Source organism: Corynebacterium sp. HMSC070H05, assembly GCF_001837615.1.
GTDB classification, from domain to species: domain Bacteria; phylum Actinomycetota; class Actinomycetes; order Mycobacteriales; family Mycobacteriaceae; genus Corynebacterium; species Corynebacterium coyleae.
Genome location: NZ_KV833285.1, coordinates 15,032 through 41,292 on the forward strand (window position 1 = coordinate 15,032; position 26,261 = coordinate 41,292).

Sequence of the window (26,261 nt, forward strand, 5' to 3'; positions counted from 1 at the left end):
GGCACAAGGGCGAGTAGCCTGTGGGCCGTGAGCCACAACACCACACCAAAAATCGTCGCCCACCGGGGATTTTCCGGAGCCCACCCAGAACTTACACAACGCGCGTTTGAAAAGGCGCTCGAACTTCCAATCCACGGCATCGAATGCGATGTACGGCTCACCCGTGACGGGAGAGTTGTCGTCTTCCACGACCCCACCCTGATCCGCACTGCGGGCGTGCCGGGGCGCATCGACTTCAACGACTACAACGACCTGCGCGAACTGAACGTCGGCACCAAAGAGGACCCGCAGCGGATCATGCTGCTGGAAGAACTGCTCGAACTCATGCAGGATTACCCCGACAAACACATTTACATAGAGACCAAACACCCCACCCCGCACGGGCCTGAGGTGGACGAACAGACCTTCCGCATGCTCAGGTACGCGCGTCTCGACGACTCCCCGAACATCCACCTCGCGTCCTTCTCCCACCGCGCGGTGCGCTACTTCACCGACATGGCACCCGAACTGGAAACCTTCTACCTGTTCCGCGTGCGCGAGATGAAGTGGAACAAGAAGAACCGCATGTTCTCCCGCCCGTACGGCGTGGGCCCCGCGCTGCAGCACCTGCAGCTGCGCACGGAACTGCTGGGATACCGCGGTTTGAAGACGTACACCTGGACCGTAAACACGCCTCGCGGTATGCAGTGGTGCGCTGACAAGGGCGTGGATGTGATGGCAACGGACCTTCCCGATCTTGCCCTGGAGATCTTTGGCAACCACACCGCTGTTGTGTCTGACTAGCTTGTTGCCCGCCGGTGTCGTGCACGCCGGTACGATTGCGCGCATGGTGCAACGCAAACCGAAGAAAAAGAAGAACCGCGCAGACCTGCCCGAGGGCATGTCGCGCCGCGAGGCAAAACTCGCAGCCCGCGCCGCTGAGCGCGAGAAGTTCCAGAAGGACCCCCGCCCGTACGGCGGTCTGGCAGCAGAAGCCGACCTGGTTGCGCTGCAGGAGTTCGTCCCCTCTGCCGTGACCACGGTGGATGTGAAGGGCACCCCGGTCAACATCGTGACCGTCCTGCCGGGCGCGGGAGCTGCGCTCGTGCGCGAGGAGGACCAGGGCGGCGAGCGTTTCGTCGCGCTTCAGGTCACCTCCCACTCCCAGAACCCGGGCCGCGACCTCGCGTACGCCCTGAACTGGGTTGTGAATGCGAAGCCGGGCGAGACGCTGCAGTCCACCGTCGCCGACGGTTCGCAGCCGGAGCTGTCGGAGCTTCTTAGCGACGACGCCACCCTGGACATCACCACCTACCAGGACTTCTCCTGGTGGTTCCCGGAGGGGGCTTCGGTCCCGCCGCAGATCCAGCAGGCGCTGCGCCAGGCCAACGACGCCGTCCTGCCGTCTGAGAAGATCGGCGAGAACCTGCCGGGCGCAATCTGGTGGGTTAACCCGGGCGGCGGCAAGGCACACATCCGCTGGGTGCGCACCGAAGATAACGAGGCGCAGATGCTGTCCGCACTGGCACGCATCGCGGCACGTGGCGAGCTGAACCTGGGCGAGGACACCAAGTTCGCCGGCGCATTCCGCACCCACGGCCTGGTTGTTCCGGTGTTCGACCTCGACCCGTCCGTGGCGGCCGACTCCTACGAGGCGGCGCTGGCGGAACTGGATAAGAAGATCACCGCCGAGTACGCCAACGACGCTGCATTATCTGCAGACGAGCGCAAACAACTGGACAACATTAAGTCCCGTCAGGTGACCATCTAGCTAGCCGTAGACCTTCTTGCCTGCCACCCAGGTCTGCCACGTAATCGCCATGCCTGGGCGGTAGGCCAGGTTGATGGCGTTTTCTGCATCCAGGATGTGCAGGTCGGCGGCCGCGCCGGGCACCAGCGTGCCCTTGGCCGGGCGGCCCTGCGGGTCCTTGCCGTCGCCGACGTTGTGGCGACGCAGCGCCTTCGCGCCGCCGGTGGTGGCGGCCTCGATCGCCTCGTCGAGGGTGAGGTGCTGCTGCAGCACCGCGGTGGTCACGCAGAAGTTCATCGAGGACGTAAACGACGTACCCGGGTTAAGGTTGGATGCGATGGCGACGGTGGCGCCGGCGTCGATAAGTTTGCGCCCCGGTGCAAGATCCTCGCGGGTGGACAGATCGCAGGCAGGCAGCAGCGTGGCTACGGTGTCCGAACCGGCCAGCAGCTCGAAGTCCTCATCAGAGAGGTAGTTGACGTGGTCCACGCTGGCCGCGCCCATCTCCACCGCAAGCTTCACGCCCGGGCCCTGCCCAAGCTGGTTGCCGTGCACGCGCACACCCAGGCCAACCTTTTTGCCGGCCTCGAGGACGCGGCGGGACTGCTCCTCGTTAAACGCTCCGCGCTCGCAGAACACGTCGATCCACTGCACGTGGTCCTTCACCGCATCCAGCATCGGGCCGACGACCTCGTCGATGTATTCGTCAGCGTCCGCCCCTGGCGGGACCAGGTGTGCGCCGAGGAACGTCACCTCATCCACGTGGCGGGCAGCAACGCGAGCCGCTTCCGCCTCGGACTCAACGTTCAGGCCGTAGCCGGTCTTGGTCTCAAACGTGGTGGTGCCGCCCGCATGACCTGCGGCGACGCGCTCCGCCACCAACTTATCCAGGCGCTCCTCACCTGCGGAGCGGGTTGCCTCCATGGTCACGGCGATGCCGCCGGCGGCGTAGGACTCGCCGGCCATGCGGGCCTCGAACTCTTCGGCGCGGTTGCCGTCGAAGACCATGTGGGAGTGGGAATCCACCCAGCCGGGTAGGACTGCGCGGCCGCCAACGTCGACGGTTTCGGCAGCGTTTTTCGCCTCTGCGGGGGCTTCGTCGGCGGGGCCGACCCAGGCGATCACGTCGTCGTCGATAAGCAATGCTGCGTTCTTAATGGTGCCGAGCTCGGAGACCGTGCGCAGCTCGGAAATGCCAGTAATAAAGGTGCTCATGGGTGCCTTTCTTCGGGGGCTTCGTGGGGCCCAGGGTAACGAAAAGCGCTGACGCGCCCGTGGGGGAAACGTCAGCGCTCTACGGCGCGTGATTAGTCGCGTGCCTGGAACTTCATCGGGATGCGCACGCCGCGCTCCTGCGCGACCTCGTTGGCGCGGGAGTAACCGGCATCCACGTGGCGGATGACGCCCATACCCGGATCGTTGGTGAGCACAGCCTTGAGCTTCGCCTCGGCGAGCTCGGTGCCGTCAGCCACCGTGACCTGGCCGGTGTGGATGGAACGACCCATGCCCACGCCGCCACCGTGGTGGATGGACACCCAGGTCGCACCGCCGGACACAGCGGTCATGGCGTTGAGCAGCGGCCAGTCAGCCACAGCGTCGGTGCCGTCAAGCATGGACTCGGTCTCGCGGTACGGAGACGCCACGGAGCCGGAGTCCAGGTGGTCACGGCCGATGACGATCGGTGCCTTGACCTTGCCTTCCTTGACCAGGTTGTTGAAGATCACGCCGGCCTTGGCACGCTCGCCGTAGCCCAGCCAGCAAATACGTGCCGGCAGGCCCTCGAACTCCACGTACTCCTCGGCCGCATCGAGCCAGCGGTGCAGGTGCTCGTTGTCCGGGAAAGCCTCCTTGATGGCCTGGTCGGTGACCTTGATGTCCTCCGGGTCGCCGGAAAGTGCAACCCAGCGGAACGGGCCAAGGCCCTCGCAGAACAGCGGGCGGATGTAGGCCGGGACGAAGCCCGGGAACTCAAACGCGCGGGAGTAGCCGGCCTTGCGGGCCTCGTCGCGGATGGAGTTGCCGTAGTCGAACACCTCGGCGCCCTCGTCCTGGAACTCGACCATTGCCTGGACCTGTGCGGCCATGGCTTCGCGGGCCTTCTTGGTAAAGGTGGTCGGGTCGGCGTCTGCCTCGGTGTGCCAGTCGGCGAACGGGATCTCGCTCGGCAGGTAGGACAGCGGGTCGTGTGCGGAGGTCTGGTCGGTGACGATGTCCACGGTGAACTCGCCCGCACGCTGGCGGCGCAGCATCTCCGGGAAGACCTCGGATGCGTTGCCGACGAGGCCCACGGACAGGGCGCGCTTCTCGTTCTTCGCGTCGGTGACCAGCTTGATCGCTTCCTCGAGGTCGGTGGTGACCTCGTCGAGGTAGCGCTTGCCCTGGCGACGCTTCAGGCGGCCCTCGTCAACATCGACGATGAGGCAGGCACCACCGTTGAGGGTGACGGACAGCGGCTGTGCGCCACCCATGCCGCCGCAGCCGCCGGTCAGGGTCAGGGTGCCGGCGAGCGTGCCGTTGAAACGCTTCTTCGCCACAGCCGCGAAGGTTTCGTAGGTGCCCTGCAGGATGCCCTGGGTTGCGATGTAGATCCAGGAACCGGCCGTCATCTGGCCGTACATCATCAGGCCCTCGTCCTCGAGCTCGCGGAAATGCTCCCAGTTCGCCCAGTCGCCCACCAGGTTGGAGTTGGCGATGAGCACGCGCGGCGCCCACTCGTTGGTCTTCCATACACCGACCGGCTTGCCAGACTGGACCAGCAGCGTCTCGTCGGACTCGAGGTCCTTCAGCGTATCGACGATCGCGTCAAAGGCCTCCCAACTACGTGCCGCACGACCGGTGCCGCCGTAGACGACGAGATCATCGGGGCGCTCCGCAACCTCCGGATCAAGGTTGTTCTGCAGCATGCGCAGCGGGGCCTCGGTCTGCCAGGACTTTGCAGTGATCTCGGTGCCTCGCGGGGAGCGGACCTCGCGTGCACCTTCGGACCAGTTCTTCGCCATGGGAATCCTTTCTACGGCTCATTGAGTTTCGTGATGCAGGACCACAATCCGACAGGAATGTAACCCGCGTTACATTGAGGATAAGGGAGCAATGTGGTTGCTGGAATACAGTTTTTGCCCGGTTTGTCTCGGATACGAGACAGACCGGGCAGTGGGGGTTAGAAGATCAGGTACGCAATCGGCACCGTCAGGATGATGGACAGCACCACGCGCTGGAACCAGATGATCACCATGTGGCTGATCTTCAACGGGATGTCCGTGGCCAGCACCGCCGGGATCATCGAGGAGAAGAAGAACACCTGGCTGATGGAGACCACACCAACGGTGAAGCGCAGTACGTCAGACTCGTTGCCAGCCGCCAACGTTGCCGGCAGGAACAGCTCGGAGAGGCCGATGGCAAACGCCTCGGACGCGAGCCACGGATCCGGCAACTGGAACACCCACGCGAGCGGGTAGAACAGCGCGCCCAGAATCTTGAATGCCGGGGTGTAGAACGCCAGCGCCAAGCCGATGATGCCAACAGCCATGATGCCCGGGATGACCTGGATGGTCATGATCACGCCGTCTTTGAAGTTGCGCCAAATGGTCTTCGGCAGCGACTCCGCCTGCGCCAAGAACGCCTTCGCTTCCTTCCATGCGGCAGCAATCAGGTTGCCCTCCACGCGCTCTTCCGGCTGCGGGGTGGCACCGGGGTAGTAGTCGTCCGGGATCGTGCTCAGCGGCGGGATGCGGACGATGACCACGGTGACCAGGAAACACACGATGAGGGTGACCGCGAAGTACACGCCCCAGATCTCCATCAGGTCCAGCGTTCGCGCCACAACCACCATGAACGTCGCCGATGCGGTGGAGAACCCAGCCGCGATGATCGACGCTTCGCGCGCCGTATAGCCGCCGGTGCGGTAGACGCGGTTGGTAATCAAAAGGCCCAGCGAGTATGACCCCAAAAACGACGCCACTGCGTCAACGGCCGACTTACCCGGGGTGCGATACACCGGCCGCATGAACCGCTGCACCATCACACCGATGAATTCCATCAGGCCGAAGCCAACCAGCAAACCCAAAAATACGGCACCCACTGGGATAAGCAGGCCGACGGGGATGACGAGTTTGTTCAGGATGAAGGGGCCGAGGCGTTCGTCGAAAAGAAATGCGGGGCCGAAGTTGAACACGAGCATCGCGCACAACACCACCGCCAACGCGGAGAGGAACGCGAACACGGCACGCGCTTTATCCTCGCGCCACTTACCGGTGGCGAATTGGTAGACGGCGCCGGCGGTGATCATCACCAGGGTGATGTACGGCAGGGCGCCGGCAAGTGAGGACTGGAGCCAGCCCACAATGTGGTCCAACAGAATCGTGTTCTTCTCCCCGACAGTAAACGGGACGAAAAACGCAAAGGAACCGATCGCGCTGTAGAGGAAAAACCTCCACTTGTTCTTCGGCTCTGCGCTGTCTACCTCATGCTCGGGCGGAAGGGACGGGACGGCGGCAATATTGTCGCCCGGAATCCAACGGGTGCTGCCACCACGACGTGGGGTCTGCGTTTTATCCATGGTGCTGCTCCTTTACGGAACTCAGGTGGTGCGCGGATCTTCGCTCAACCAGGACTGGATACGTTCGTTGTCTTGCCCCAACTCCGGCGCCGGCGTCGGCTTTTCCATGCCGGCGAGTTTGAGTGGGGAGGCGAGGGTGCGGAACCCATCCGTTTCTTCAACCACCACGCCACGCTCCTGGGCGAACGGGCTACGCAGCGCCTCGTCCAGGTCGTACACGCGGGCGGTGGGCACGCCATGCTCTTCAAACAGGGCGATGGTCTCCGAGCGTGTCTTCGTGCTTAGCGCTTCTTCGATCAGTTCGCGCAGCGCAACGCGGTTTTCGGAGCGGGCCTCCGGTTCCGCGAAGCGATGGTCGGTTGCCAACTCCGGCATGCCAAGCGCGTTGGAAAGGCGCTCGAACAGGCGATTCGTGGTGATCGCGATGACCACGTCGCCGTCCTTCGTGGCGTAGGTGGAAAACGGCGCTGATAGGCCGTGGTCGTTGCCGATGCGGGTGGGTGGGGTGTCGTCGTAAAGCGCGCGCATGCCCACGGACTCCATGACGGAGATGAGCGAGTCGTACATCGCGAGATCCAAATGCTGGCCGGTACCGCTGGATTCGCGCTGGTAGAGCGCCGAAACCGTGCCGATCGCGGCGTAGAGGCCCGGGATGAGATCACCCAGCGAGATGCCCACGCGCGTCGGCTTGCTGTTCGGCCAACCCGTAATCGACATCAGGCCACTCATCGCCTGCGCAACCAGGTCGTACGCCGGTTCCTTGGCAAGCGAGCCCGTCTGGCCGAAGCCGGAGATACTCGTGACCACGAGGCGCGGGTTGATCTCCAGCAAATCCTTCGGCGCAAGGCCGAGCTTCTCAAGCACACCAGGGCGGAAATTTTCGACGACCACATCAGCGCGGCGGACCAGATCACGCAACACTTCCTTGTCGTCGTCGTTCTTGAAGTCCAGCGTGATGCCCATCTTCGAGCGGTTGAACAGGCGGTAGTAGGCGGACGTGCCGTCGACGAACGGGCCGAACTGACGCGAATCGTCACCCCACGGCGACTCCACCTTGATCACCTCAGCACCGAGGTCCGCCAAGATCATGGAGCAGAACGGTCCCGCGAGCACGCGGGAAAGGTCGAGGACACGGATTCCAGAGAGTGGTGCATTCATAGTGTTGCCTCCTGCGTGGACTAGACGAAGGCCGATTCGCCCGTGATGGAACGACCGACGATGAGCTGGTTGATGTCGTAGGTGCCCTCGTAGGAGTAGATGGCCTCGGCGTCGTTGAAGATCTTCGCCATGCGGTAATCCGAGATCAGGCCGTTGCCGCCGAGGATCTCGCGGCCGAGCGCGACCGTCTCGCGCATTAGCTTCGAGGTGAACGCCTTGGCCAGCGCGGATTGCTCGTTGTTCGCGGAACCGCGGTCCTCCATGCGGGCCAACTGGGCCATCATCGACTCGGAGGCAACGAGGTTGCCCTGCATGGTGGCCAGCTTGTTCTGGTTGAGCTGGAACGAGGAGATCTTCTTGCCAAACTGGATGCGCTCATCCGCGTAGCCGAGTGCCACGTCGAGCGCGCCCATCTGCGTACCGACGGCCTGCCAACCCACCGTGGAGCGTGCACTCTTGAACACCTTGTTGATGTCCTTGAACGAGTTCGCCCCCTCGAGCTTGTCGCTGTCCGGAACAAACACGTTGTCCAGGGTGATGTCGGCGTTTTGCACCGCGCGGATGGCAATGCGGTTTTCCATCAGTGTGGCCGTGTAGCCCTCGGACGTGGTGTCCACGATGAAGCCCTTGACCTGCTCATCCTCCGGGTCGCGGGCGTAGACGGCGACGTAGTCGGAGAAGGTGGCGTTGCCGATCCAGCGCTTCGCGCCGTTGAGGATCCAGCCGCCATCCACCTTGGTGGCGGTGGTGCGCATGCCCTGGGCGACGTCGGAGCCGGCCTCCGGCTCCGTGATCGCAAGCACGCCAGTCTTGCGCACGGCGTAGAGGTCCGGCAGCCAGCGCTCCTTCTGCTCCTCGGAGCCGAGCAGCTCGATGCTGCCGGTGAACAGGCCGTCCTGGCCGGAGAAAAACGTGCCTACGGAACCGTCCGCGCGGTGAATCTCCGCCGCGACGAGGCCTGCGAGTAGGCGGGAGCGACCCTGGCCGCGCACGAGGCTGATGATGTTGAGCTCGCCTATCGACGGCAGCAGCTCGTGCGGGAACTCCGAACGGTTCCAGTAGTCCACCGCGATCGGAAGCACCTTCTCCTTTGCCCAATCGCGGACGTTGTAGAGGATGTCCTTTTCCTCCGTGGACAGTTCGCTTTCAAAGTCGTAGAAATCGCCATTCGGGTACCGGCCAGCCATGATGAGACTCCAATCACAATCTGCGGGGGTTAATGATGTAGGCGACAGTGTATGGAGTTTCCCGTGGTAACAAAGGGGGCAGTGTCGCCAGTTGTCTGGGTTCCCAGACTATTGGTGATGCGTAATAGAAAACGGGCGGCGCCGATGCTGCGGCGCCGCCCGTTGAGTAGTGCGGTTTAGCGAAGTGTGCCCACAACCGCCTCAACGGCCGTGACGTAATCGCCGCCCTTGACCAAATGCACGGAATGCTCAATCTCCGGGGCCAGGAAACGATCGGTGCCCGGGCCCTCCACATGCTTACGCAGCGTGGCCAGAGCTGCACCGGTGCCGACGGACGGCTCACCCTCGCGCATGTCCAGCGCACGCGCGGCGGTGAGGATCTCCACTGCAAGCACGCGCTGCAGGCCATCGATGCTGCGGCGCAGCTTGCGGCCCGCCGACCAGCCCATGGAAACGTGGTCCTCCTGCATCGCGGACGACGGGATCGAATCCGCAGACGCCGGCACCGCGTTGCGCTTGAGCTCGCCGACAATGCCTGCCTGCGTGTACTGGGCGATCATGTGGCCGGAATCCACGCCCGGGTCGCCCGCGAGGAATGCGTTGAGGCCGCGGTTGCGCGCCGGGTCGAGGAAGCGGTCCGTGCGGCGCTCGCTAATCGACGCCAAATCTGCCACCACAATCGCCAAAAAGTCCAACACGTACGCCACTGGTGCGCCATGGAAGTTGCCGTTCGAGGCGACACGGCCGTCCTTGGCCACCACCGGGTTGTCGTTCGCGGCGGCGAGCTCGCGGTCCGCCACCGTGGTCACGTACGTCAGTGTGTCGCGGAAACCGCCGGCGACCTGCGGGGTGCAACGGATCGAGTACGCATCCTGCACGTCGTTAGCCTTGAAGCCCTCGAGCGCAGCTGTCAGAATCGGCGAATCTGCCGCAATGGTGCGGATGTTGTACGCGGCATCCGCCTGGCCCGGGTGTGGGCGCAGCTGCTGCAGGTCGTCGTCGAAAACAGACAGCGTGCCGTTGAGACCCTCCACGCTCATCGCGGTTGCGATGTCCGAAACCTTGGCCGCCTCGCGCAGGTCCGCGATGGCCAGGCACAGCATGCCGAGCATGCCATCGGTGCCGTTGATCAGCGCCAAGCCTTCCTTTTCGCGCAGAACCAACGGCTCGATGCCGGCCTGGGCAAGGGCGTCAGCGGCCGGAACGATTTCGCCACCCTTGACGCGGACCTCGCCCTCGCCCAGCAGGGCCAGGGCGCAGTGGGCCAGCGGCGCCAGGTCGCCGGAGCAGCCCAGCGAACCGAACTCGCGCACCACCGGCGTGATCCCAGCGTTCAGCGCGGCGGCGTAGGTCTCCGCCACCACCGGGCGCACACCCGTGCGGCCCGTGCACAGCGTGGACAGGCGCAGCAGCATCAGCGCGCGAATGACTTCTTTTTCCACCTCCGGGCCGGAGCCCGCGGCGTGGGAGCGCACCAGCGATACCTGCAGCTGCGCGCGCATATCTTCCGGGATGTGCTTCGTGGCCAGGGCGCCAAAGCCAGTGGAGACGCCGTAGACCGGGGTCGGGTCCGCAGCGAGCTCCTCGATGCGCTCACGGGTAGCGGCGATTTCCTCGAGCGCCGCCGGATCGATCTCAACGTTTGCGCCGTAGCGCGCGACGGCGACGACGTCCTCAACGGACAGCGCGCCGATGCCTACTGTGACGGGGGTAATAGTTGTCATGCGTGCGATGCTAGATCACACCGGTGTAGTGCTCAACGATTACCAAAAAACTGCGTGCGCAAGCGTGCCGAGGCATCCTCCAAAGCCCCCAAAAGTGCCTGCTTATCGGTGCTTCCCACCGGGAACGTCGCCGCAAGCGCCGCCGCCGGTCGCTCCAGATGGTCCAACACCGCAACCGCCACGGACTCCTGCCCGCGCGAGACTTCCTCGCATTCGCCTTCCCAGCCGTGCTCGCGGACGTCGATAAGCTGCGCTTTGACCTCGCTGTACCTACGGCGCTCGCCGGAGGACGTGAACACCGCGCGCAACTCCGCATCCGGCAAATACGCAAGCATGATGCGACCCGACGCCGTAGCCAACGCTGGCAAACGCACACCAACCTCCGTCACCAACGACACCGCCCCCGGCGCACGCACCTCGTGCAGGTACACAATCTCCGACCCGGCCAGGCGCGTCAGGTGAGCCGAACCCCCAGCAAGCGCAGCAATACGGGCGAGAGGCTTCGCCGCGAGCCGCACCAACGGCTGCTGCGTGGTGTACGCCTGCGACATGCGATACGCCGCCAACCCCAACCCGTACGTGCCCGGGTTTTTCAGGTGCACTACAAAGCCAGAATCCTCCAACTCGCGCAGCAAGTGGTACGTCGTCGAACGGGGCAGCTCCAACTCGCGTTGAATACGGGTCGCAGAAATCGGCGCATCTGTAGTGGACAGCAGCGACAGGATGCGCAGCACATTGTGCGCAGCGGGAACCTGGGGCTTATTCATCGCCTCTCAGTATGCCCCGACGCTAGGCTCGTGTGGCATGAATACAGTCACAGCACCACTTTTCGCACCCGCACCCGACTGGACCGGCCGCGACGACGGCCCCGGCGCCGAGCACGCCCGCTGGCACAGCGAGGTCTCCACCAACGCCGAACCGCACGAAGGAGCCGTGCACCTCATCGGCTTTGCCTCCGACGAAGGCGTTGAGCGCAACGGCGGCCGCCAAGGCGCCGCCCAGGGCCCCGACGCGTTGCGCGCCGCACTCGGCTCCCTCGCTATTCACGACGAGCGCACGCTTATCGACGCCGGCACCGTCACCACCCAAAACGACGACCTCGAAACCGCGCAACGGACCCTTTCCGACAAGGTGTATGACCTCGTCACCGCGCAAGGCGCAGACGGCATGACCGTCGTGCTTGGCGGCGGACACGAAACCTCCTTTGCCACCCACCGCGGCGCCTACGAGGCCATCGGCCCGATGCACATCATCAACTTCGACGCCCACTTCGACCTGCGCACCGCCAGCCGACCCACCTCCGGCACACCCTTCCGCCAGATCGCCGACCTAGCGGGCAGCGACTTCGACTACTCCGTCTTCGGCATCTCCCAGCCCAACAACACCAAGGTGCTCTTCGACACCGCCGACGACCTCGGTGTGACCACCGTGCTGGACACCGAACTTGCTGAAATGTCGATGCGCGAAGCCGTCTACCGCGCCCTCGCCTCCGTCGACGGCGACCTGCCGATCCACCTCTCCATCGACCTCGACGTCCTTCCCGCCGCCGTCGCGCCGGGTGTGTCCGCCCCCGCGGGCTTCGGCGTGGACTACGCGAAACTGCGCGCCATGGTCTCCGCCGTCGCCGCCACCGGCCGCGTCGCGCTGCTGGATGTTGTCGAACTCAACCCCGATTTCGACGTAGATAACCGCACCGCCAAAGCCGCAGCACGGCTTATCGACGATGCGGTAACGGCGACGGCAGGGCGTCGTCGCTAAGCAAAAGCCCCTTAGAACAGCAGGTAGGCGACGGGCACCGTAATGATCACGGTGAGCACCACGCGGATGAACCAAATGATGACCATCTTCACGATGTTCAGCGGAATGTCCGTCGCCAACACCGCCGGCACCATCGCCGAGAAGAAGAAAATCTGGCTCACGCACACCACAGCAATGGTGAACTTCAACACCATGTCATCCGAACCCGCCGTCAGCGTGGCCGGCAGGAACATCTCCGCCAAGCCGGTCGCCAGCGCACCCGAGGTTGCCCACGGATCCGGCAGGCGCAGCAACCACACCACCGGGTAGAACACCACGCCAACGGCCTTGAACACCGGGGTGTACGTCGCCAGCACCAAGCCAATCACGCCAACCGACATGATGCCCGGCGTGACCTGCACCGCCATGACCAAACCGTCGCGGAAATTCGACCACAACACCTTGCCCAGCGAATCCGCACGGTTGAGCTCAATCTTCGCCTCACGCCACGCCGCCTTGAAACGGTTACCGGTGATCTCCTTCTCCGGATGCGGCGTCGCCCCCGGGTAATAATCCTCCGGAATGCGCGAAATCGGAGGGATGCGCACCGTAATCGCCGTCACGATAAACGTGATGATGAAGGCGATAAAGAAGTACGCGATCCAGTGCTCCATGATGTCGAGCGTCTTAGCGACGATCACCATAAACGTGGCCGACACCGTAGAAAAACCTGCAGCAACAATCGACGCCTCACGCCCGTTATAGCTGCCGTTCTTATACATACGATCCGTGATCAACAGGCCCAGCGAGTAGGAACCAAGGAATGACGCCACCGCATCCACCGCAGACTTGCCCGGAGTGCGGAACACCGGGCGCATGATCGGCTGCACCATCACGCCAATGAACTCCATCAGGCCAAAGCCCACCAGCAAACCCAAGAAGATCGCGCCGACCGGAATCAGCAGGCCGACCGAGATCACCAACTTATCCAGGATGAACGGGCCAATGTCCGGGTTGAACAGCCACTCCGGGCCGAACCCAAACGTCAGCATCGCGCACAGCACAATCGCCAAAACAGACAGTGCCGCAAACGCCATGCGTGCGTAGTCCTCTTTCCAGCGACCGGAGACGAACTGGTAGATCGTGCCAGCGATGATCGCCGCCAGCGCCAGGAAACGGGTGCCCTCGCCGAGGGTCGTCGTGATCCACGTGACGATGTGATCCAACAAAATCGTCGACTTCGAACCATTCACCGAAAACGGCACGAAGAACGCGAAGATACCGATGGCGCTGTAGACAAAGAAACGCCACGCCGCCTTCGGCTTCACATCCGCATCGGGGGTGATGTCGGGATTGGTATCAGCCGGGGGCGTGGAGTCGTCGTCAAGCACATGCGAACTTGCGGGCAAATCTTTGACCGGCCAAGCAGGCGAGTACTTACGCAAGCGATTCGTGCGCTTACCAGCGGGTTCCATAAACATCCTTTCAATACTGCAGCGGCGTCCGCAACGTCTGCCCAACAATTGGGGCCGAATATTTTTGGTGCCGAAGAATAATTTTTACACAAAAAGTGACACACGGCACAAAGTGATGGTCTAGATTCTCTAGTTACTTGAAACGACGTTCAAGAAAACCCCAGCACACAAACAAAAGGAGGGCGCCATGGAAGGGTTCATCGACACCCTCAATGGCCTCATTTGGTCCAACTGGTTGGTATTCCTGTGCCTCGGCGCAGGCGCATACTTCACACTCGTCACCCTGTTCCTGCAGATCCGTTGCCTGCCGGACATGATCCGCCAACTGAAATCCGGCGAAAAGTCCGAGGAAGGCATCTCCTCGTTCCAATCCCTGATGATCTCCCTGGCCGGCCGTGTCGGCGTCGGCAACATCGCCGGCGTCGCCACCGCCATCGCCTTCGGTGGCCCCGGCGCAGTCTTCTGGATGTGGCTCGTCGCCCTACTCGGCTCCGCAACCTCGTTCATCGAGTGCTGCCTCGCCCAGATCTACAAGGAAACCGACCGCGACACCGGCGAATACCGTGGTGGCCCGGCCTACTACATCGAAAAGGCCTACAAGCACACCACCGCCGCACCATTCATGCTGGTCTACGCCATCATCTTCGCAATCTGCATGCTGCTGGCAACCTCCTACTTCCTCCCCGGCATCCAGGCCAACGGCGTAGCCGCAGCCGTGGACAACGCATGGGGCATCGACGTCAAGATCTCCGCAGCCGTCATGGCGATCCTCCTCGCCTTCATCATCATCGGCGGCGTGAAGCGCATCGCGAACTTCGCATCCATGGTCGTCCCGTTCATGGCCGCCATCTACATCATCATCGCCATCGTCGTCCTCTTCGCCAACGCCTCCGACATCCCCGAAGTCTTCGGCATCATCTTCCGCTCCGCCTTTGACAAGGAAGCAGCATTCTCCGGCATGCTCGGCGCAGCCATCATGTGGGGCGTCAAACGCGGCATCTACTCCAACGAAGCAGGCCAGGGCACCGGCCCGCAGTCCGCAGCAGCCGCCGAAGTCTCCCACCCGGCCAAGCAGGGCTTCGTCCAGGCATTCGCCGTCTACATCGACACCCTCTTCGTCTGCTCCGCAACCGCCTTCATCATCATCTCCACCGACATGTACAAGGTGTTCGAAGGCCAGTCCGAAGACGGCGCCGTAGTCTACGACGGCTCGCTTCCCGACGGCGTGCCCGTCGGCCCCGGCTTCGTCCAAGAAGGCCTGAACTCCTTCTCCGCCGGCCTCGGCCCATCCTTCATCGCGCTGGCCATCATGTTCTTCGCCTTCACCACCGTGCTGGCGTACTACTACATGGCAGAAACCAACTCCGTCTACCTCAACCGCTGGGTAAAGAACGAAGGCGCCCGCAAGGCCATCATCTGGGGCCTACGCGTCCTGATCATCGCTGCGGTGTTCATCGGCGCAACCACTACCCCGGGCAACGCGTGGGCACTCGGCGACATCGGCGTGGGCGCAACCGCATGGCTCAACATCGTCGCCATCCTCTTCCTGCAGGTCCCGGCCCTCAAGTGCCTGTGGGACTACCGCCGCCAGAAGAAGGCCGGTATCGACCCGCACTTCGACCCCGAAGCACTCGGCATCAAGAACGCTGACTTCTGGATCGAGCGCAAAAACGAGCTCATCGCCGCCGGCAAGTGGCCAGGCGTTGAAGGCACCGCAGGTGCTGCTGGTGCTGGCTCTGGCTCGACGGTCGTGCGACCAGACGAGCAGTAAGCGCTTACTGCTCTAAGCCGGTCCCCGGGTTTGCGCCCGGTGGCCGGCTTTTTCGTGCGTGGCGGGGTGGTTCGGTTGGGTGCTGGCCCCAAACGGTACATCCAACACAGCTCATTTCGCTGATTTTCGACGAAATGCACCGTGTAGGAGGCGCCGTTTAGCTTTGCGACGCCGCCCCCACCGACCCCACCACCACAGATGGTGAGAACGCAACGGAGAGCTTGCGAGTTTTTACGCGTCTTCACCGTTGTGTTCTCACCATGTGTGGGAGGGGCGGGGGCGGGGGAAAGGAGGCGCAGCCGGCCCACCCGCCAACCGGCCGCCAACCAGCCGCTACCGCAGCCGGGCGAACAGGGCTTCGGCTGCCTCGTCGTCCCAGAGCACCACGTTGCCCACTTCGGTGTCGTCGAAGCCGCCGATGGGCACGGTCTCGGTGTCAAGGCCGCCGCGCATAGCGAAGGCGATGCGGGCGAGGTTCCAAACGTGGTCGCCGGAACCGACGGTGAGCAGGGTTGGCGCGACCCATAGCAGGCGTCCAACACGGAACGGGTTGAGGAACACCGCAGGTGAGAACACTCGTGAGGTCAATGCGCTGAGGAATTCGCGTTGGCGGACGACGCGGTCCAGGTCGCCTTGGGCGGTGGCGCGGGTGCGTACGTAGCCGAGTGCGGTGGGGCCGTCCATCTCTTGGCAGCCGGGCTCGACGAACAGGTTGGCGAGGGGGTCGTCGATAGGTTCGGCGACGCAGATTTCCACGCCTCCGACGGCGTCGACAACTCCGGCGATGCCGCCCATACCGATTTCAGCGTAGCGGTCGATGTGTAGCCCGGTGTTTTGCTCCACGGTCTGCACCAGAAGTTCGGGCCCGCCGAGGGCGAACGCGGCGTTGATCTTGTCGTAGCCGTATCCGGGAACTGGCAGGTAGGAGTCGCGCGGGATAGACATCAGGGTTGCTTTGCCGCGCAGCGGCAGGTGGAGCAGCATGATGGTGTCGGTACGTGTGGAGCCGATGTCACCGCCGGTACCGAGTCGTTCGACGTCCTGTTCGCTCAGGCCCGTGCGTGAGTCGGAGCCGACGAGGAGCCAGTTGGTGCCGGCTGTATTGCCGATTTGTTCGTCGGGGAGTGCGGCGACGCGGTTGAGGCGGGCGTCGGTAAGGAGGACGGACGCGAGCGCGATCACGACGATGAGGGCGATGATGCTGCCGCATCCAGGGCGTTTTGCTTGACGACGACGCCCCGCCGACCTCTCCCTCCTCTTCGACACCTGCAGCGGCATCGGCCGTTCATCACGGGGTGCCTGACGCTGCGCGGGCCTGTACTGGCCCTGCGCTGGGCGCTGTCCGGGCCGGTACTGCACCGGCCGTGAAGCTTCGCGCGGAGGGTACTGGGGTGCGCGGCGCGGCTCGTAGGTGGGACGAGACTCGTACACGGTGTGGCCGGGTTCGACGCGGCGCTCTTCCCGGCGCCACTCTTCGCGGCGCGGGGGTCGCTCGGCGGGCCGTGCGGGCCGCTCAGCACGGGAATCCGCAGGCCGCGCAGACTGCGAGGGCCGGCGACGGATGGGCCGGCCGTAGCGGTCGACGAGGGGTTTTCCGTCTTTGCCCAGGACGAACTCGCCCGCGTTGTCGCGGGGGTCGTTGGAGTGGGGCGTCGTTGACATAAAAACAGTGTAACCAGTGTGACGCGTGTGGTTAGATTCCGAGCCACGACAGGTCGAGGAGCGGGTAGGCGATAAACGCCACGGTGTCGATGAGGAAGTGGGCGATGATCAGCGGCCAGATGCGCCCGGTTTTGTGGAAGTACCAGGCGAACACCACGCCCATGACGATGTTGCCCAGGCCCGCCGAGATGCCCTGATACAGGTGGTAGGACCCGCGCAGTACGGCTGAGGCGGCGATGAACTGCCAGGGCTTCCACCCGAGTTGGCGCAGGCGGGTGACCAGGTACATCACCACGACGATTTCTTCGCCGAAGTCGTTGGCCAACGACCACAGCAGGGAGGTCGGGACCTGCACGGCTTCGGTGGTCGGTACGACAACTTTGGACAGGCCGAGGTGTACGGCGGCGACGTAAAACGCGAGCCCGGGCAGGCCGATCAGGGCTGCGAATCCGGCGCCGCGGGCGAGGTCGGGGAGGCGAGGTAGGCGCGGTGGGTGCGTTCGGTCGTCGAGAAGAAACCATGCGAGTCCACCCCACGCGAACAGGGTCAGCGCCGAGCATGCCTGGAGGGCGAGGTCGAGCCACGGGATGGTGGAGGTGGCGTCGTAAATTGTGGTGGTTTGTTGGTTGAGCGGGGCTTTGAGCAGCGAGTCGATCAGGCGCAGGGCTGCGCGCAGGCCCGCGGTGCCGAATGTGACGGCGAGGACCAGCAGGATCTCTATCTTCAGGCGCCGTTGCATGCGGTAACTTTAGCGCCATGCACGAAATGTGGGCGCGCACTGTCGTCGAGGTCGTCGGCCGGGAGTATCCGGCGGCGATGCACCACGCGAGCCTCGGGCCGGCCGACACGGATGTCACCCCGCGCCGCCTGCACCCGGCGTTTTGGGGGTCTTTCGACTGGCATTCGTGCGTGCACATGCTGGCCAGCGGGGTGAAGTTGCACAAGCTTGTCGACGACCCCTCGCTCACCGCCCTGCTCAACCAGCGCCTGACCGCCGACAACATCGCCGCCGAGGCCGCCTACCTGCGCGAGCACCCGCTGTACGAGCGGCCGTATGGCTGGGCGTGGGCGCTGCAGTTGTGCAAGGTCACGCTCGGCACCCCATGGGAGGCCGCGATGGCGCCGCTGGCCCGCCAACTGGAGGAGAACATCACCGCGTGGCTGGGCACGCAGCAGTTGCCGGTGCGCCACGGCGTGCACAGCAACTCCGCACTCGCCCTGCTACTGATCATCGACGCCGCCGACGCGCTCGGCCTCCACAAGCTCCGCTTGCTTTGCGACGACACCGCCCGCACCTGGTTCGAAACCGACCACGCCTACCCGCACACCTGGGAACTGTCCGGCCACGACTTCGTCCCCAACGGGCTGGCGCAGGCGGCCCTGATGCAGCGCGTGCTCGGCGAGGATTTCCCCGCCTGGCTGGACGGCTTCTTCACCCCGGGCGCGCTGGAGTTCTACGCCACCCAGATCCATGTCAACGACCCCGAGGACGGCCAGCAGGCCCATCTGCTCGGGTTGATGTTGATGCGGGCGTGGTTGCTGCGGGTCATCGGTAGGCCAGAGGGCACGCAAATGCTTATCGACGCCACCGTGCCCCACCTCACCGGCACCAACTTCATGGCCACACACTGGCTGATCACCTACGCGCTACTCGCTGAAGAAACAGCACAGGAGAAGAAATGACACGAATTGCGTATCTCGGACCCGAGGGCACCTTCACCGAGGAGGCGGCGCGCCGCTTCGACTCCACAGGCCAAGCCGAGTTCGTCCCGGTCGACTCGCCTGCGGCGGCGCTCAAAGCGGTCGCGGAAGGCAAGACCGATTGGGCGGTGTGCGCGATTGAGAACTCCGTCGACGGCGCGGTGACCACCACCGCCGACGCGCTCGTGGACACCCCCGGCGTGCAGATCTACGCCGAGACGGAATTGTCCATCGCGTTCGCCATCATGACCCGCGCGGGCGAAACCCTTGACAGCGCCCGCCGCCTGACCACCCACCCGGTGGCGTACAGCCAGGTCAAACGTTGGGTTGGTGAGCACGCGCCGGGCGTGGAGTTCGTCCCGGCGTCCTCGAACGCGGCCGCGGCGAAGATGGTGGCCGACGGTAAAGCGGACGTGGCGGCCGCGCCCGAGCGCGCCGCGGACCTGTTGGGCCTGGACGTTCACGCTCGTGGGGTGGCGGATATGGAGACGGCGCGGACGCGGTTTGTGCTCGTCGGTAAGCAAGGCAAGGTACCTGCCGCAACAGGCAACGACCGCACCGCCATCGTCTTCCGCACCCCCAACAAGCCCGGCACGCTGGTCGGCGCGCTGCAGGAATTCGCGGTGCGCGGGGTGGACATGTCGCGCATCGAGTCGCGCCCGACCCGCAAAGAGCCCAACACGTACAACTTCTTCGTCGACCTTGTGGGCCACATTGACGACGACCCCATCGCCCAGGCGATTGCCGCCGTGGGGGAGCAGGCGACGCAGATACGCATGCTCGGGAGCTGGCCGAAGGCCTAACCCCAGCCGAGGGCGTGCAGCTCGTGTTCCTCTAGCCCGAAGTAGTGGCCGACCTCGTGCAGGACAGTCACCTTCACCTCGTGGCGCAACTGCTCCTCGTCAGCGCAGATGGCTTCGAGTGCGTTTTTGTAGATGAACACCGCATCGGGAAGGAACCCGGAATGGTTGGAGTGCTGCTCGGTCAGCGGCACGCCCTCGAAAAGCCCGAGCAGTGTTGGGTCGTCGGGGTTGAAGTCGCGGGCCAAAATCACCATGTTCTGCATGTGTTCGGCGAAGCGGTCCGGGATGGTGTCCAACGCGTCGTTGATCATCTCCTCGAACAGTTCGTCGCTGACCGGGGCCATCATCAGAACTGCACCGGAGCCTCAGGTGCAGGCGCAGGCGCTTCGGGCGCAGGCGCTTCGGGGGCAGGCGCTTCCGGCGCAGGCGCCTCGGCACCCGGAGCCGGGGCTGGAGCCTCAGGGGCTGGAGCCTGCGACTGGTTCGCCTGCTGCTCAGAGCGCAACGGGCGTCGTTCGGGGCGTTCGGGTGGCGGGGCGTCGTCGATACGCAAATGCTCGCGACCCTGCGTTGCAGAGCCGGTGAGGTTGGCAAACTGGCCCTCCGGGCGCGAGAACATCAACGCACAATTGGCGCTGCGGGAACCGCCCTCCCAGGCGGCCGGGGTCTGCGAGGTCCAGAAGGGGCGCAGCGCGATCTGGTAGAGCGCCTCCTCGCTGCCCAGGTAATCCTGCGCGGCCTGAGTGCACACGTCGCCGAGGTACTTGTCCTGCTCCTCGACGGACGGGGTGTGGTCCGCGAAGTGCTTCGCCAGGTTGACGCGGCTGGTGATCTCCAACTGGTGCGGCTTGTCGCATGGCACCACCGACAGGGAGTTGGCGGCGTCGATGGCCACGCACTCGCCGGCCTCAAACACGCGGGCCTGGTCCGCGTCCGCAACCTTGCCGGAGGTGAGCACCGGCTCGCCGTTGCTGTCGGTTTCTTGCAGGCCGCACAGCATGGTGCGGTCCCCGTTTTGCCAGGCGTCGGCTGGCGGCAGGATCGGAGCGATGGAGTAACGCCCGTTCGGGTCGTACTTGCCGTCCAGGTAGCGCAGGGTCGCCGCGCCGCAGAGCTCCTCGCGCAGTTGGGCCTGGCGGGTCTGGTTTGGCAGCGGCGCCTCGGGCCCGAACTCGGAGGTGGGGTAGGTGGCCAGGTCCTCGCGCGCGGCAACCTCGAAGCGGTGCTCGCCGGCGCAATCCGCCTGCTCAAAGTTGGTATGGGTGCCGTCTTCGGCGACCTGCCACGTCAAACACGAGCCGGCGTCGGCGGTGGTGAACGACGCCGCCTCCGCAACAGAACTCGAGGTAGACGAGCCGCCCGCCGGGTTCGCGGAGCCGGAACTATCGGCGGTCAGTCCGTAGGTGCCAGCGCCCACCGTGCCCGCCAGAGTGGCGATGAGAAAGGCGCGCAGCGCGGTCTGTTTCGAAGCCATGGCGCACCATTATTCCACTTCGCGGGCGACCCGTGTAGTCAGCCGGTAGCGGTCCGTGCGGTACACCGAGGAGCAATACTCCACGTTGCTGCCGCCACTGCGGGCGTAGCGCAGGATGTGGAGCAGGGCGGTGTCCGGGGTGACGTCGAGAAGCGGTGCGTTGTCGGGGCCGGCCGTGACGGCGGTGACGGTCTGCTCCGCTTCTGTGATGCCCAGCCCGTATTCGTTCTCCAGCAGGGTGTAAACGGAGTGGTAGACATCGTTTTCCAGCAGGTCAGGCACAAGGATGGAGTTGTACCAGGCGTCGTCGACGGCGTACGGTTCGCCGTCGCCAAGCCTTAAGCGCCGCAGGCGGATGTGCTCAGTGGTCGGCGGGGTGCCGAAGAACGTCGCCACCGCGTCCGGCGGGGTGGTGCGCTCAGAGAGCAAGATTCTCGACGACGCCTCCACCCGCTGCGCCCGCATCTCGTCCGAAAAACTCGCCAGGTGCAGGCGGCTCACCAGCGGGGCAGGCGCCACAAACGTGCCTTTGCCGCGTACCCTGCGCAAACGTCCAGCGGACACAAGATCCCCGATCGCGCGGCGCACCGTGATGCGGGATACGCCGTAGGCCTCTTCTAATGCCCGCTCGCCAGGCAGGGGGTCGCCGGGGGAGAGCTCGGTGGAGATCAGTTCGTCGATAATCGCGCGCAGCTGCTCATGCTTGGGCACGGGGCCGTCTGTGATCCGGGTGGGCATAAGGCCACCATAGCGCACTGGTTATGACCGGATTGCGGATCGGCGTACGCGCGTCGGCGGACAAGGTAAGGTATGCAACTGTGATTGATCTGAAGCGTGTGCGCGAAAACCCCGAGGCAGTCCGTGAGTCCCAGCGAGCTCGCGGAGAGGACCCAGCGCTTGTCGACGAGCTCCTGGCCGCCGACGAAGCCCGACGCTCTGCGATCCAAGCAGCGGATGAGCTGCGCGCCGAGCAGAAAGCGTTCGGTAAAAAGATTGGCCAGGCCGCCCCGGAGGACCGCCCGGCGCTGCTGGAGGGCTCTAACGAGTTGAAGGCCCGCGTGAAGGAAGCTGAGGCAGCGGAAGCCGAGGCGCAGGAGAAGCTGGAGAAGCTGCAGTACTCCATCGCCAACGTCATCGAGGGCGCCCCGGCTGGCGGCGAAGAGGACTTCGTGGTGCTCGAGCACGTCGGCGAGGTCCCCGAGTTCGACTTTGAGGTCAAGGACCACCTGGACCTTGCTGAGCCACTTGGGCTGATCGATATGAAGCGCGGCACCAAGGTTGGCGGCGCGCGCTTCTACTACCTCACCGGCGACGGCGCCTGGATGCAGCTGGGCATGCTCATGCTCGCCGCGCAGAAGGCCCGCGAAGCTGGCTTCAAGCTCATGATCCCGCCGGTGCTGGTACGCCCCGACATCATGCAGGGCACGGGCTTCCTCGACGCGCACGACGAGGAGATTTACTACCTGGAGCGCGACGACATGTACCTCGTCGGCACCTCCGAGGTCGCGCTTGCCGGCCTGCACCAGGACGAGATCATCGACCTGTCCGATGGCCCGCTGCTCTACGCCGGCTGGTCCTCCTGCTTCCGCCGCGAGGCCGGCTCCTACGGCAAGGACACGAAGGGCATTCTGCGCGTCCACCAGTTCGACAAACTCGAAATGTTTGCGTACTGCAAGCCGGAAGACGCAGAGGAGATGCACCAGAAGCTCCTTGGCCTGGAGCGCGACATGCTTGCCGCCGTTGAGGTGCCGTACCGCATCATCGACGTCGCCGCCGGCGACCTGGGCTCCTCGGCAGCTCGTAAGTACGACACGGAGGCGTGGGTGCCGTCGCAAAACACCTACCGCGAACTGACGTCTACCTCGAACTGCACCACCTTCCAGGCTCGTCGTCTGCAGACGCGCTACCGCGATGCCGACGGCAAGACCCAGATCGCCGCAACCCTCAACGGCACCCTGGCCACCACCCGCTGGCTCGTCGCCATCCTGGAGAACAACCAGCAGGCCGACGGTTCCGTGCGCGTGCCTGAGGCGCTGCGTCCGTGGGTGGGCAAGGAAGTGCTCACGCCCTAATGAAACTGCGCGCCTACCGCGGATTCAACGTCCCGCACCGCTTTACCGAAACTCCTGCCCACCGCATCGAGGCGGTGGAGCGGTTCTACCAGGGCCTCGTGGGTACGCTGCGGCGCGCGATGCGGGCGTTGAACATCGACGTCACCGTCATCGGTGCGGAACATATCCCCACCGAGGGCGGCGCGCTCATCGCCGGTAACCACACCGGCTACGCCGACTTCATCCTCATGGGCACCGGCCCCTACCTGCGCGGCGAGCGCCTCGTGCGCTTCATGGCCAAACAGGAAGTCTTCGACGTACCCGTCCTCGGGCGTCTGCTGCGCAAGATGCATCACGTGCCGGTCAACCGCGCCCATGGCAGCACCGCCATCGCGCCCGCCGTGGAGCGACTTCGCAGCGGCAACCTGGTGGGCATCTTCCCGGAAGCGACCATCTCCCGCTCGTTCGAACTTGCCAGTTTCAAAACCGGCGCCGCACGCATCGCCCATCAAGCCGGTGTGCCGCTCATCCCGTGTGTGATCTGGGGATCCCAACGCATTTGGACCAAGGACCTGCCGAAACACTTCCGCAATGTGCCGGTCATCGTCCGCTACGGCGCACCCGTCGAACTCACCGGGGACGCCGAGGCCGACACCGCGGAACTCAAACGCCAGATGCAATTGCTTCTCGACGAATCCCGCACCGAATACACCGCACTCGCCGGCCCCGGCACAGGTGAGCCCTGGCTGCCCGCCGCCCTCGGCGGCACCGCACCCACCATTGAGGAGGCCGACCGGATCCACGCCGAAGAACGCGCCGAGAAAGCCGCGAAGAAGGGCCGGAAACCATGACCACCTCGCTGCCGGACACCGCACCCCGCCTGATCATCTCTGACATTGACGGCACCTTCATCACCTCCGCCGGTCGCGTCACCCCGCGCCTGCGTAACGTGGTGTCCCGTGCGATTTCCAGCGGCGCTCACTTCGGCCTGGCCACCGGCCGTCCCCACCGCTGGCTCATCCCGGTGCTCGAGCAGCTCCCGGTGGCACCCGTGTGCGTGTGCGCCAACGGTGCCGTGGTCTACGACCCCACCGAGGACCGCGTCCTCCACGCCCACGAACTCAGCCCCGACACCATGGGCGAAATCCTCCACGACGTCGAACGGGCGCTTGCCGGCGTTTACCACGGCTACGGCGTCGAACGCGTCGGTTCGTCGGCCCTCGACCCGGAGGACGAATGCTTCCTGATCACGCCGGAGTACAACCCGGATGCGTGGGATAGTCGGTTTGGTGTCGTCGATAAGCAAACGCTCATCGAAGTGCCCGCCGCGAAACTGCTGGTCCGCTGCCCCGACATGACCTCCGCCGAGATGTACGACATCATCGCACCGCTTATCGACGACACCGTCGCCCACGTCACCTACTCCATGGACGAAGGCCTCATCGAAATCTCGCGACCCGGCGCCAACAAAGCCACCGGCGCCCAATACCTCGCCGACCGCTACGGCCTCACCTCCGCCGAGACAATCGCGTTCGGCGACATGCCCAACGACCTGGAGATGATCCAGTGGGCGGGCACCGGCGTGGCCATGGCTAACGCCAAACCCGAACTCAAAGACGCCGCCGACCACGTCACCGCCACCAACGACGAACACGGCGTCGCCGCAGTCCTCGAGCGCTGGTACTAGGTCTCTTCGAGGATTTCCTGCATTCTCTGGCGGAAATAGTCGCGATCGTCCTCTTGCATGCGAGCAAATTCCATGAGTACGCCCGGCCAGGTGGGAAATGTATCGACAAGGTTCTCCGAGATACCTAACAACGGTGAAATTGCGAGCTCGCCCCACCTAACACCTACACCTACTCGCTCAGAGTAAGCAGTGCTGCTGAGAGGACCAACAGTCCACTGGCTCCCTGATGCGGCATTCATCCATGTTCCGGTTATGGCCAGGATGCGGGAGACGGTGTCTTCATGGCTGTGTTTAGCGTTGAGAATTTCGAGCACGATTTCAAAGGGAAACTCGTCTACGCCATTGGTAACTTGCTCCCGTTGGGAAGGCGTCAATTCTGCGAGCGCTTCGGGGACTGCTACTGAAAGGAAGTCCTCCAGCCGGTTTCCGAATTGCCGTAGATATCCGTCAAACCACATAGTGTCCTCCTAGGTTATGAGTGTGACGTAGAGCATACATAGGCGGTGGCGTGCGCGGTTTGAGCACGAGCAGATTATGCCGCGCGTTGTTCTAACTCCTCCAACCAGTCGCGATAGTTCACGTCCACCCGATTCGGTAACTCCCTCACGCCGGGGCTGCTGTCGATCACAGTCTGCAGCGACGCGATGAACTCAGTGGACGTTGCACGGTCCCACCTCACCCGCCTGACAACTGCGCCCTGGTTTTGAAGCTGGGTTTCGCGCTCGCGTTCGTCGCGAAGCATGCTCGCTGCATCTCCCATTACCCCGCTCGTCTTCTCGAGACCGTCTGCCTCCACAACGAGAAACCCGTTGATCAGTATGTCCGCCCAGGCCATCATCGGGCGGCCGTCACGTTCCCGGATCTGCAGGCCAACCTGGAACTCGAGCGTGACCACCCCGGTAAGCGTTCCGTCTGCGATCGCACGCAGGATTGCGTCGCGCACAATCGTCTCCAACGCACTCGCTGACGTATCCGTCGCGTGTTCGATGAGTTTTCGGAACCCCGCGATTCCGCGTGCTTTCGGCAGCGTTTCCGTTTTATCCAGCAGGTATTCCGTGGTCAGGTGGCGGTGCTTCCACCTCGCCGACTCGATCTGTACCAGCGCCTCGGTGCGCCCGTGGTACCTGAACGAGTCGAACATCGCCCTGATCGCCGTCGCAGTGCGAACCCCCTTGTGTACGAGGTACTCCTGGTCGGTGAGGATTCCACTTCTGTAGATGCGATGGGCATCGCCGCGCTTCCACGGCCTCGTTTCTCCTGGTAGTGCGAGGTCGACTGTGGTGACCCAGTTGTATGTCGAGAGTCCTAGCCACCTGGCCGCGGCTGGACCTGTGATTACTGCAGATCTGGACTTTGCTGCGACGTCTTGAATGAGTTCGAGTTCTGCTTCGCGTTTCTTCTGTAAATCCCCCATGTAGGCAATATTGCACCCGACTGCTGCGCTGTAAAGGGGGTCTTTGCGCAATATATTGTGCATTTTGAGGGAACCGGGGCGCGCTGATCGTCTAGTTCGGCTCTGTCATGTCTCATGACTTTTTGGACATGGA

24 protein-coding genes are annotated in these 26,261 nt (G+C 64.1%); 9 read left to right on the top strand and 15 right to left on the bottom strand.

The annotated features are described in order from the left end of the window. Positions 1–27: 27 nt before the first annotated feature. Both HMPREF2617_RS02105 and HMPREF2617_RS02110 read left to right on the top strand, forming a co-directional pair. Positions 28–783 (top strand): glycerophosphodiester phosphodiesterase, encoded by a 756-nt coding sequence (locus tag HMPREF2617_RS02105; protein WP_070839532.1) that lies wholly within the window; start codon positions 28–30, stop codon positions 781–783. A 43-nt stretch (positions 784–826) separates the two neighbouring features. Then, complete coding sequence (locus HMPREF2617_RS02110; RefSeq protein ID WP_070453414.1) at positions 827–1,750, top strand: DUF5926 family protein; 924 nt, start codon at positions 827–829, stop codon at positions 1,748–1,750. Here the strand turns inward: HMPREF2617_RS02110 and hutI are convergent, their stop codons facing one another. The 7 genes from hutI to HMPREF2617_RS02145 all read right to left on the bottom strand — a co-directional run bounded on the left by hutI (position 1,751) and on the right by HMPREF2617_RS02145 (position 11,120). Beyond that, positions 1,751–2,944 carry an imidazolonepropionase gene (gene hutI / locus HMPREF2617_RS02115; RefSeq protein ID WP_070839535.1) on the bottom strand — a complete coding sequence of 398 codons (1,194 nt, stop codon included), beginning with the start codon at positions 2,942–2,944 and terminating at the stop codon, positions 1,751–1,753. Positions 2,945–3,036: 92 nt separating this feature from the next. After that, positions 3,037–4,728 carry a urocanate hydratase gene (gene hutU / locus HMPREF2617_RS02120; RefSeq protein ID WP_083323162.1) on the bottom strand — a complete coding sequence of 564 codons (1,692 nt, stop codon included), beginning with the start codon at positions 4,726–4,728 and terminating at the stop codon, positions 3,037–3,039. A gap of 158 nt (positions 4,729–4,886) precedes the next feature. Then, the gene (locus tag HMPREF2617_RS02125) at positions 4,887–6,284 is read right to left on the bottom strand and encodes a YjiH family protein (protein ID WP_141760970.1); all 1,398 of its coding nucleotides are present in this window, start codon (positions 6,282–6,284) and stop codon (positions 4,887–4,889) included. 21 nt (positions 6,285–6,305) lie between these two features. Next, positions 6,306–7,442, bottom strand: coding sequence for a CaiB/BaiF CoA transferase family protein (locus HMPREF2617_RS02130; RefSeq protein WP_070839538.1), 1,137 nt, complete (start codon positions 7,440–7,442; stop codon positions 6,306–6,308). 20 nt (positions 7,443–7,462) lie between these two features. Then, positions 7,463–8,629, bottom strand: coding sequence for an acyl-CoA dehydrogenase family protein (locus tag HMPREF2617_RS02135; protein ID WP_070422648.1), 1,167 nt, complete (start codon positions 8,627–8,629; stop codon positions 7,463–7,465). Positions 8,630–8,805: 176 nt separating this feature from the next. Continuing rightward, positions 8,806–10,353, bottom strand: a complete 1,548-nt coding sequence (gene hutH / locus HMPREF2617_RS02140; RefSeq protein ID WP_070615634.1) for a histidine ammonia-lyase — start codon at positions 10,351–10,353, stop codon at positions 8,806–8,808. Positions 10,354–10,385: 32 nt separating this feature from the next. Next, positions 10,386–11,120 (bottom strand): IclR family transcriptional regulator, encoded by a 735-nt coding sequence (locus HMPREF2617_RS02145; protein WP_070839540.1) that lies wholly within the window; start codon positions 11,118–11,120, stop codon positions 10,386–10,388. A gap of 37 nt (positions 11,121–11,157) precedes the next feature. On the opposite strand from HMPREF2617_RS02145, the gene hutG reads away from it, so the two are divergent. Further along, entirely contained in the window at positions 11,158–12,111 is a 954-nt protein-coding gene (hutG, locus tag HMPREF2617_RS02150; RefSeq protein WP_070483180.1) for a formimidoylglutamase, read from the top strand. Between the two features lie 11 nt (positions 12,112–12,122). Here hutG and HMPREF2617_RS02155 read toward each other — a convergent pair whose 3' ends face one another. Further along, on the bottom strand, positions 12,123–13,565 hold the full coding sequence (locus HMPREF2617_RS02155) for a YjiH family protein (RefSeq protein ID WP_083323163.1): 1,443 nt from the start codon (positions 13,563–13,565) through the stop codon (positions 12,123–12,125). 187 nt (positions 13,566–13,752) lie between these two features. Here HMPREF2617_RS02155 and HMPREF2617_RS02160 point away from each other — a divergent pair, with 187 nt between their 5' ends. Beyond that, complete coding sequence (locus HMPREF2617_RS02160) at positions 13,753–15,336, top strand: alanine/glycine:cation symporter family protein (RefSeq protein ID WP_083323164.1); 1,584 nt, start codon at positions 13,753–13,755, stop codon at positions 15,334–15,336. 333 nt (positions 15,337–15,669) lie between these two features. Here the strand turns inward: HMPREF2617_RS02160 and HMPREF2617_RS02165 are convergent, their stop codons facing one another. Together HMPREF2617_RS02165 and HMPREF2617_RS02175 are read right to left on the bottom strand one after the other, a co-directional pair. Next, entirely contained in the window at positions 15,670–16,998 is a 1,329-nt protein-coding gene (locus HMPREF2617_RS02165; RefSeq protein WP_083323165.1) for an LCP family protein, read from the bottom strand. Between the two features lie 31 nt (positions 16,999–17,029). After that, positions 17,030–17,737, bottom strand: coding sequence for a CPBP family intramembrane glutamic endopeptidase (locus tag HMPREF2617_RS02175; RefSeq protein WP_070839546.1), 708 nt, complete (start codon positions 17,735–17,737; stop codon positions 17,030–17,032). Positions 17,738–17,754: 17 nt separating this feature from the next. Here HMPREF2617_RS02175 and HMPREF2617_RS02180 point away from each other — a divergent pair, with 17 nt between their 5' ends. Both HMPREF2617_RS02180 and pheA read left to right on the top strand, forming a co-directional pair. Further along, positions 17,755–18,681: a DUF2891 family protein gene (locus tag HMPREF2617_RS02180; RefSeq protein WP_070839549.1), complete on the top strand. Its 927-nt coding sequence runs from the start codon at positions 17,755–17,757 to the stop codon at positions 18,679–18,681. Continuing rightward, entirely contained in the window at positions 18,678–19,502 is an 825-nt protein-coding gene (gene pheA / locus HMPREF2617_RS02185; protein WP_070839552.1) for a prephenate dehydratase, read from the top strand. Before HMPREF2617_RS02180 ends, pheA begins: the two co-directional genes overlap by 4 nt. On the opposite strand, the gene HMPREF2617_RS02190 is transcribed toward pheA, so the two are convergent. From HMPREF2617_RS02190 to HMPREF2617_RS02200, 3 genes are read right to left on the bottom strand one after another with little or no spacing between them, the layout of a single operon-like run. After that, complete coding sequence (locus HMPREF2617_RS02190; protein WP_070568884.1) at positions 19,499–19,846, bottom strand: metallopeptidase family protein; 348 nt, start codon at positions 19,844–19,846, stop codon at positions 19,499–19,501. The two genes, pheA and HMPREF2617_RS02190, sit on opposite strands and share 4 nt — an antisense overlap. 2 nt (positions 19,847–19,848) lie before the next feature. Beyond that, positions 19,849–20,976: a septum formation family protein gene (locus HMPREF2617_RS02195; RefSeq protein WP_070839555.1), complete on the bottom strand. Its 1,128-nt coding sequence runs from the start codon at positions 20,974–20,976 to the stop codon at positions 19,849–19,851. A 9-nt stretch (positions 20,977–20,985) separates the two neighbouring features. Further along, the gene (locus HMPREF2617_RS02200; protein WP_070483168.1) at positions 20,986–21,714 is read right to left on the bottom strand and encodes a GntR family transcriptional regulator; all 729 of its coding nucleotides are present in this window, start codon (positions 21,712–21,714) and stop codon (positions 20,986–20,988) included. A gap of 80 nt (positions 21,715–21,794) precedes the next feature. Between HMPREF2617_RS02200 and serS the strand changes: the two genes are divergently transcribed. The 3 genes from serS to HMPREF2617_RS02215 are packed head-to-tail and all read left to right on the top strand — an operon-like array spanning position 21,795 to position 24,714. Next, a complete protein-coding gene (gene serS, locus HMPREF2617_RS02205; protein WP_070839557.1) occupies positions 21,795–23,048 on the top strand; it encodes a serine--tRNA ligase in 1,254 nt (417 codons plus the stop codon). Continuing rightward, the gene (locus HMPREF2617_RS02210) at positions 23,048–23,878 is read left to right on the top strand and encodes a lysophospholipid acyltransferase family protein (RefSeq protein ID WP_070839560.1); all 831 of its coding nucleotides are present in this window, start codon (positions 23,048–23,050) and stop codon (positions 23,876–23,878) included. Before serS ends, HMPREF2617_RS02210 begins: the two co-directional genes overlap by 1 nt. Further along, positions 23,875–24,714, top strand: a complete 840-nt coding sequence (locus tag HMPREF2617_RS02215; RefSeq protein ID WP_070839562.1) for a Cof-type HAD-IIB family hydrolase — start codon at positions 23,875–23,877, stop codon at positions 24,712–24,714. Before HMPREF2617_RS02210 ends, HMPREF2617_RS02215 begins: the two co-directional genes overlap by 4 nt. Here the strand turns inward: HMPREF2617_RS02215 and HMPREF2617_RS02220 are convergent. Continuing rightward, a complete protein-coding gene (locus tag HMPREF2617_RS02220; protein WP_070839565.1) occupies positions 24,711–25,172 on the bottom strand; it encodes a hypothetical protein in 462 nt (153 codons plus the stop codon). The genes HMPREF2617_RS02215 and HMPREF2617_RS02220 overlap by 4 nt on opposite strands. A gap of 74 nt (positions 25,173–25,246) precedes the next feature. After that, positions 25,247–26,128: a hypothetical protein gene (locus HMPREF2617_RS02225; protein ID WP_168168322.1), complete on the bottom strand. Its 882-nt coding sequence runs from the start codon at positions 26,126–26,128 to the stop codon at positions 25,247–25,249. Positions 26,129–26,261 lie beyond the last annotated feature (133 nt).

Bases quoted from the DNA above. Each gene is read 5' to 3' on its own strand.
- HMPREF2617_RS02110 (WP_070453414.1), top strand. From the start codon at position 827: ATGGTGCAACGCAAACCGAAGAAAAAGAAGAACCGCGCAGACCTGCCC.
- hutI (WP_070839535.1), bottom strand. From the start codon at position 2,944: ATGAGCACCTTTATTACTGGCATTTCCGAGCTGCGCACGGTCTCCGAG.
- hutU (WP_083323162.1), bottom strand. From the start codon at position 4,728: ATGGCGAAGAACTGGTCCGAAGGTGCACGCGAGGTCCGCTCCCCGCGA.
- HMPREF2617_RS02125 (WP_141760970.1), bottom strand. From the start codon at position 6,284: ATGGATAAAACGCAGACCCCACGTCGTGGTGGCAGCACCCGTTGGATT.
- HMPREF2617_RS02130 (WP_070839538.1), bottom strand. From the start codon at position 7,442: ATGAATGCACCACTCTCTGGAATCCGTGTCCTCGACCTTTCCCGCGTG.
- HMPREF2617_RS02135 (WP_070422648.1), bottom strand. From the start codon at position 8,629: ATGGCTGGCCGGTACCCGAATGGCGATTTCTACGACTTTGAAAGCGAA.
- hutH (WP_070615634.1), bottom strand. From the start codon at position 10,353: ATGACAACTATTACCCCCGTCACAGTAGGCATCGGCGCGCTGTCCGTT.
- HMPREF2617_RS02145 (WP_070839540.1), bottom strand. From the start codon at position 11,120: ATGAATAAGCCCCAGGTTCCCGCTGCGCACAATGTGCTGCGCATCCTG.
- hutG (WP_070483180.1), top strand. From the start codon at position 11,158: ATGAATACAGTCACAGCACCACTTTTCGCACCCGCACCCGACTGGACC.
- HMPREF2617_RS02155 (WP_083323163.1), bottom strand. From the start codon at position 13,565: ATGGAACCCGCTGGTAAGCGCACGAATCGCTTGCGTAAGTACTCGCCT.
- HMPREF2617_RS02160 (WP_083323164.1), top strand. From the start codon at position 13,753: ATGGAAGGGTTCATCGACACCCTCAATGGCCTCATTTGGTCCAACTGG.
- HMPREF2617_RS02165 (WP_083323165.1), bottom strand. From the start codon at position 16,998: ATGTCAACGACGCCCCACTCCAACGACCCCCGCGACAACGCGGGCGAG.
- HMPREF2617_RS02175 (WP_070839546.1), bottom strand. From the start codon at position 17,737: ATGCAACGGCGCCTGAAGATAGAGATCCTGCTGGTCCTCGCCGTCACA.
- HMPREF2617_RS02180 (WP_070839549.1), top strand. From the start codon at position 17,755: ATGCACGAAATGTGGGCGCGCACTGTCGTCGAGGTCGTCGGCCGGGAG.
- pheA (WP_070839552.1), top strand. From the start codon at position 18,678: ATGACACGAATTGCGTATCTCGGACCCGAGGGCACCTTCACCGAGGAG.
- HMPREF2617_RS02190 (WP_070568884.1), bottom strand. From the start codon at position 19,846: ATGGCCCCGGTCAGCGACGAACTGTTCGAGGAGATGATCAACGACGCG.
- HMPREF2617_RS02195 (WP_070839555.1), bottom strand. From the start codon at position 20,976: ATGGCTTCGAAACAGACCGCGCTGCGCGCCTTTCTCATCGCCACTCTG.
- HMPREF2617_RS02200 (WP_070483168.1), bottom strand. From the start codon at position 21,714: ATGCCCACCCGGATCACAGACGGCCCCGTGCCCAAGCATGAGCAGCTG.
- HMPREF2617_RS02210 (WP_070839560.1), top strand. From the start codon at position 23,048: ATGAAACTGCGCGCCTACCGCGGATTCAACGTCCCGCACCGCTTTACC.
- HMPREF2617_RS02215 (WP_070839562.1), top strand. From the start codon at position 23,875: ATGACCACCTCGCTGCCGGACACCGCACCCCGCCTGATCATCTCTGAC.
- HMPREF2617_RS02220 (WP_070839565.1), bottom strand. From the start codon at position 25,172: ATGTGGTTTGACGGATATCTACGGCAATTCGGAAACCGGCTGGAGGAC.
- HMPREF2617_RS02225 (WP_168168322.1), bottom strand. From the start codon at position 26,128: ATGGGGGATTTACAGAAGAAACGCGAAGCAGAACTCGAACTCATTCAA.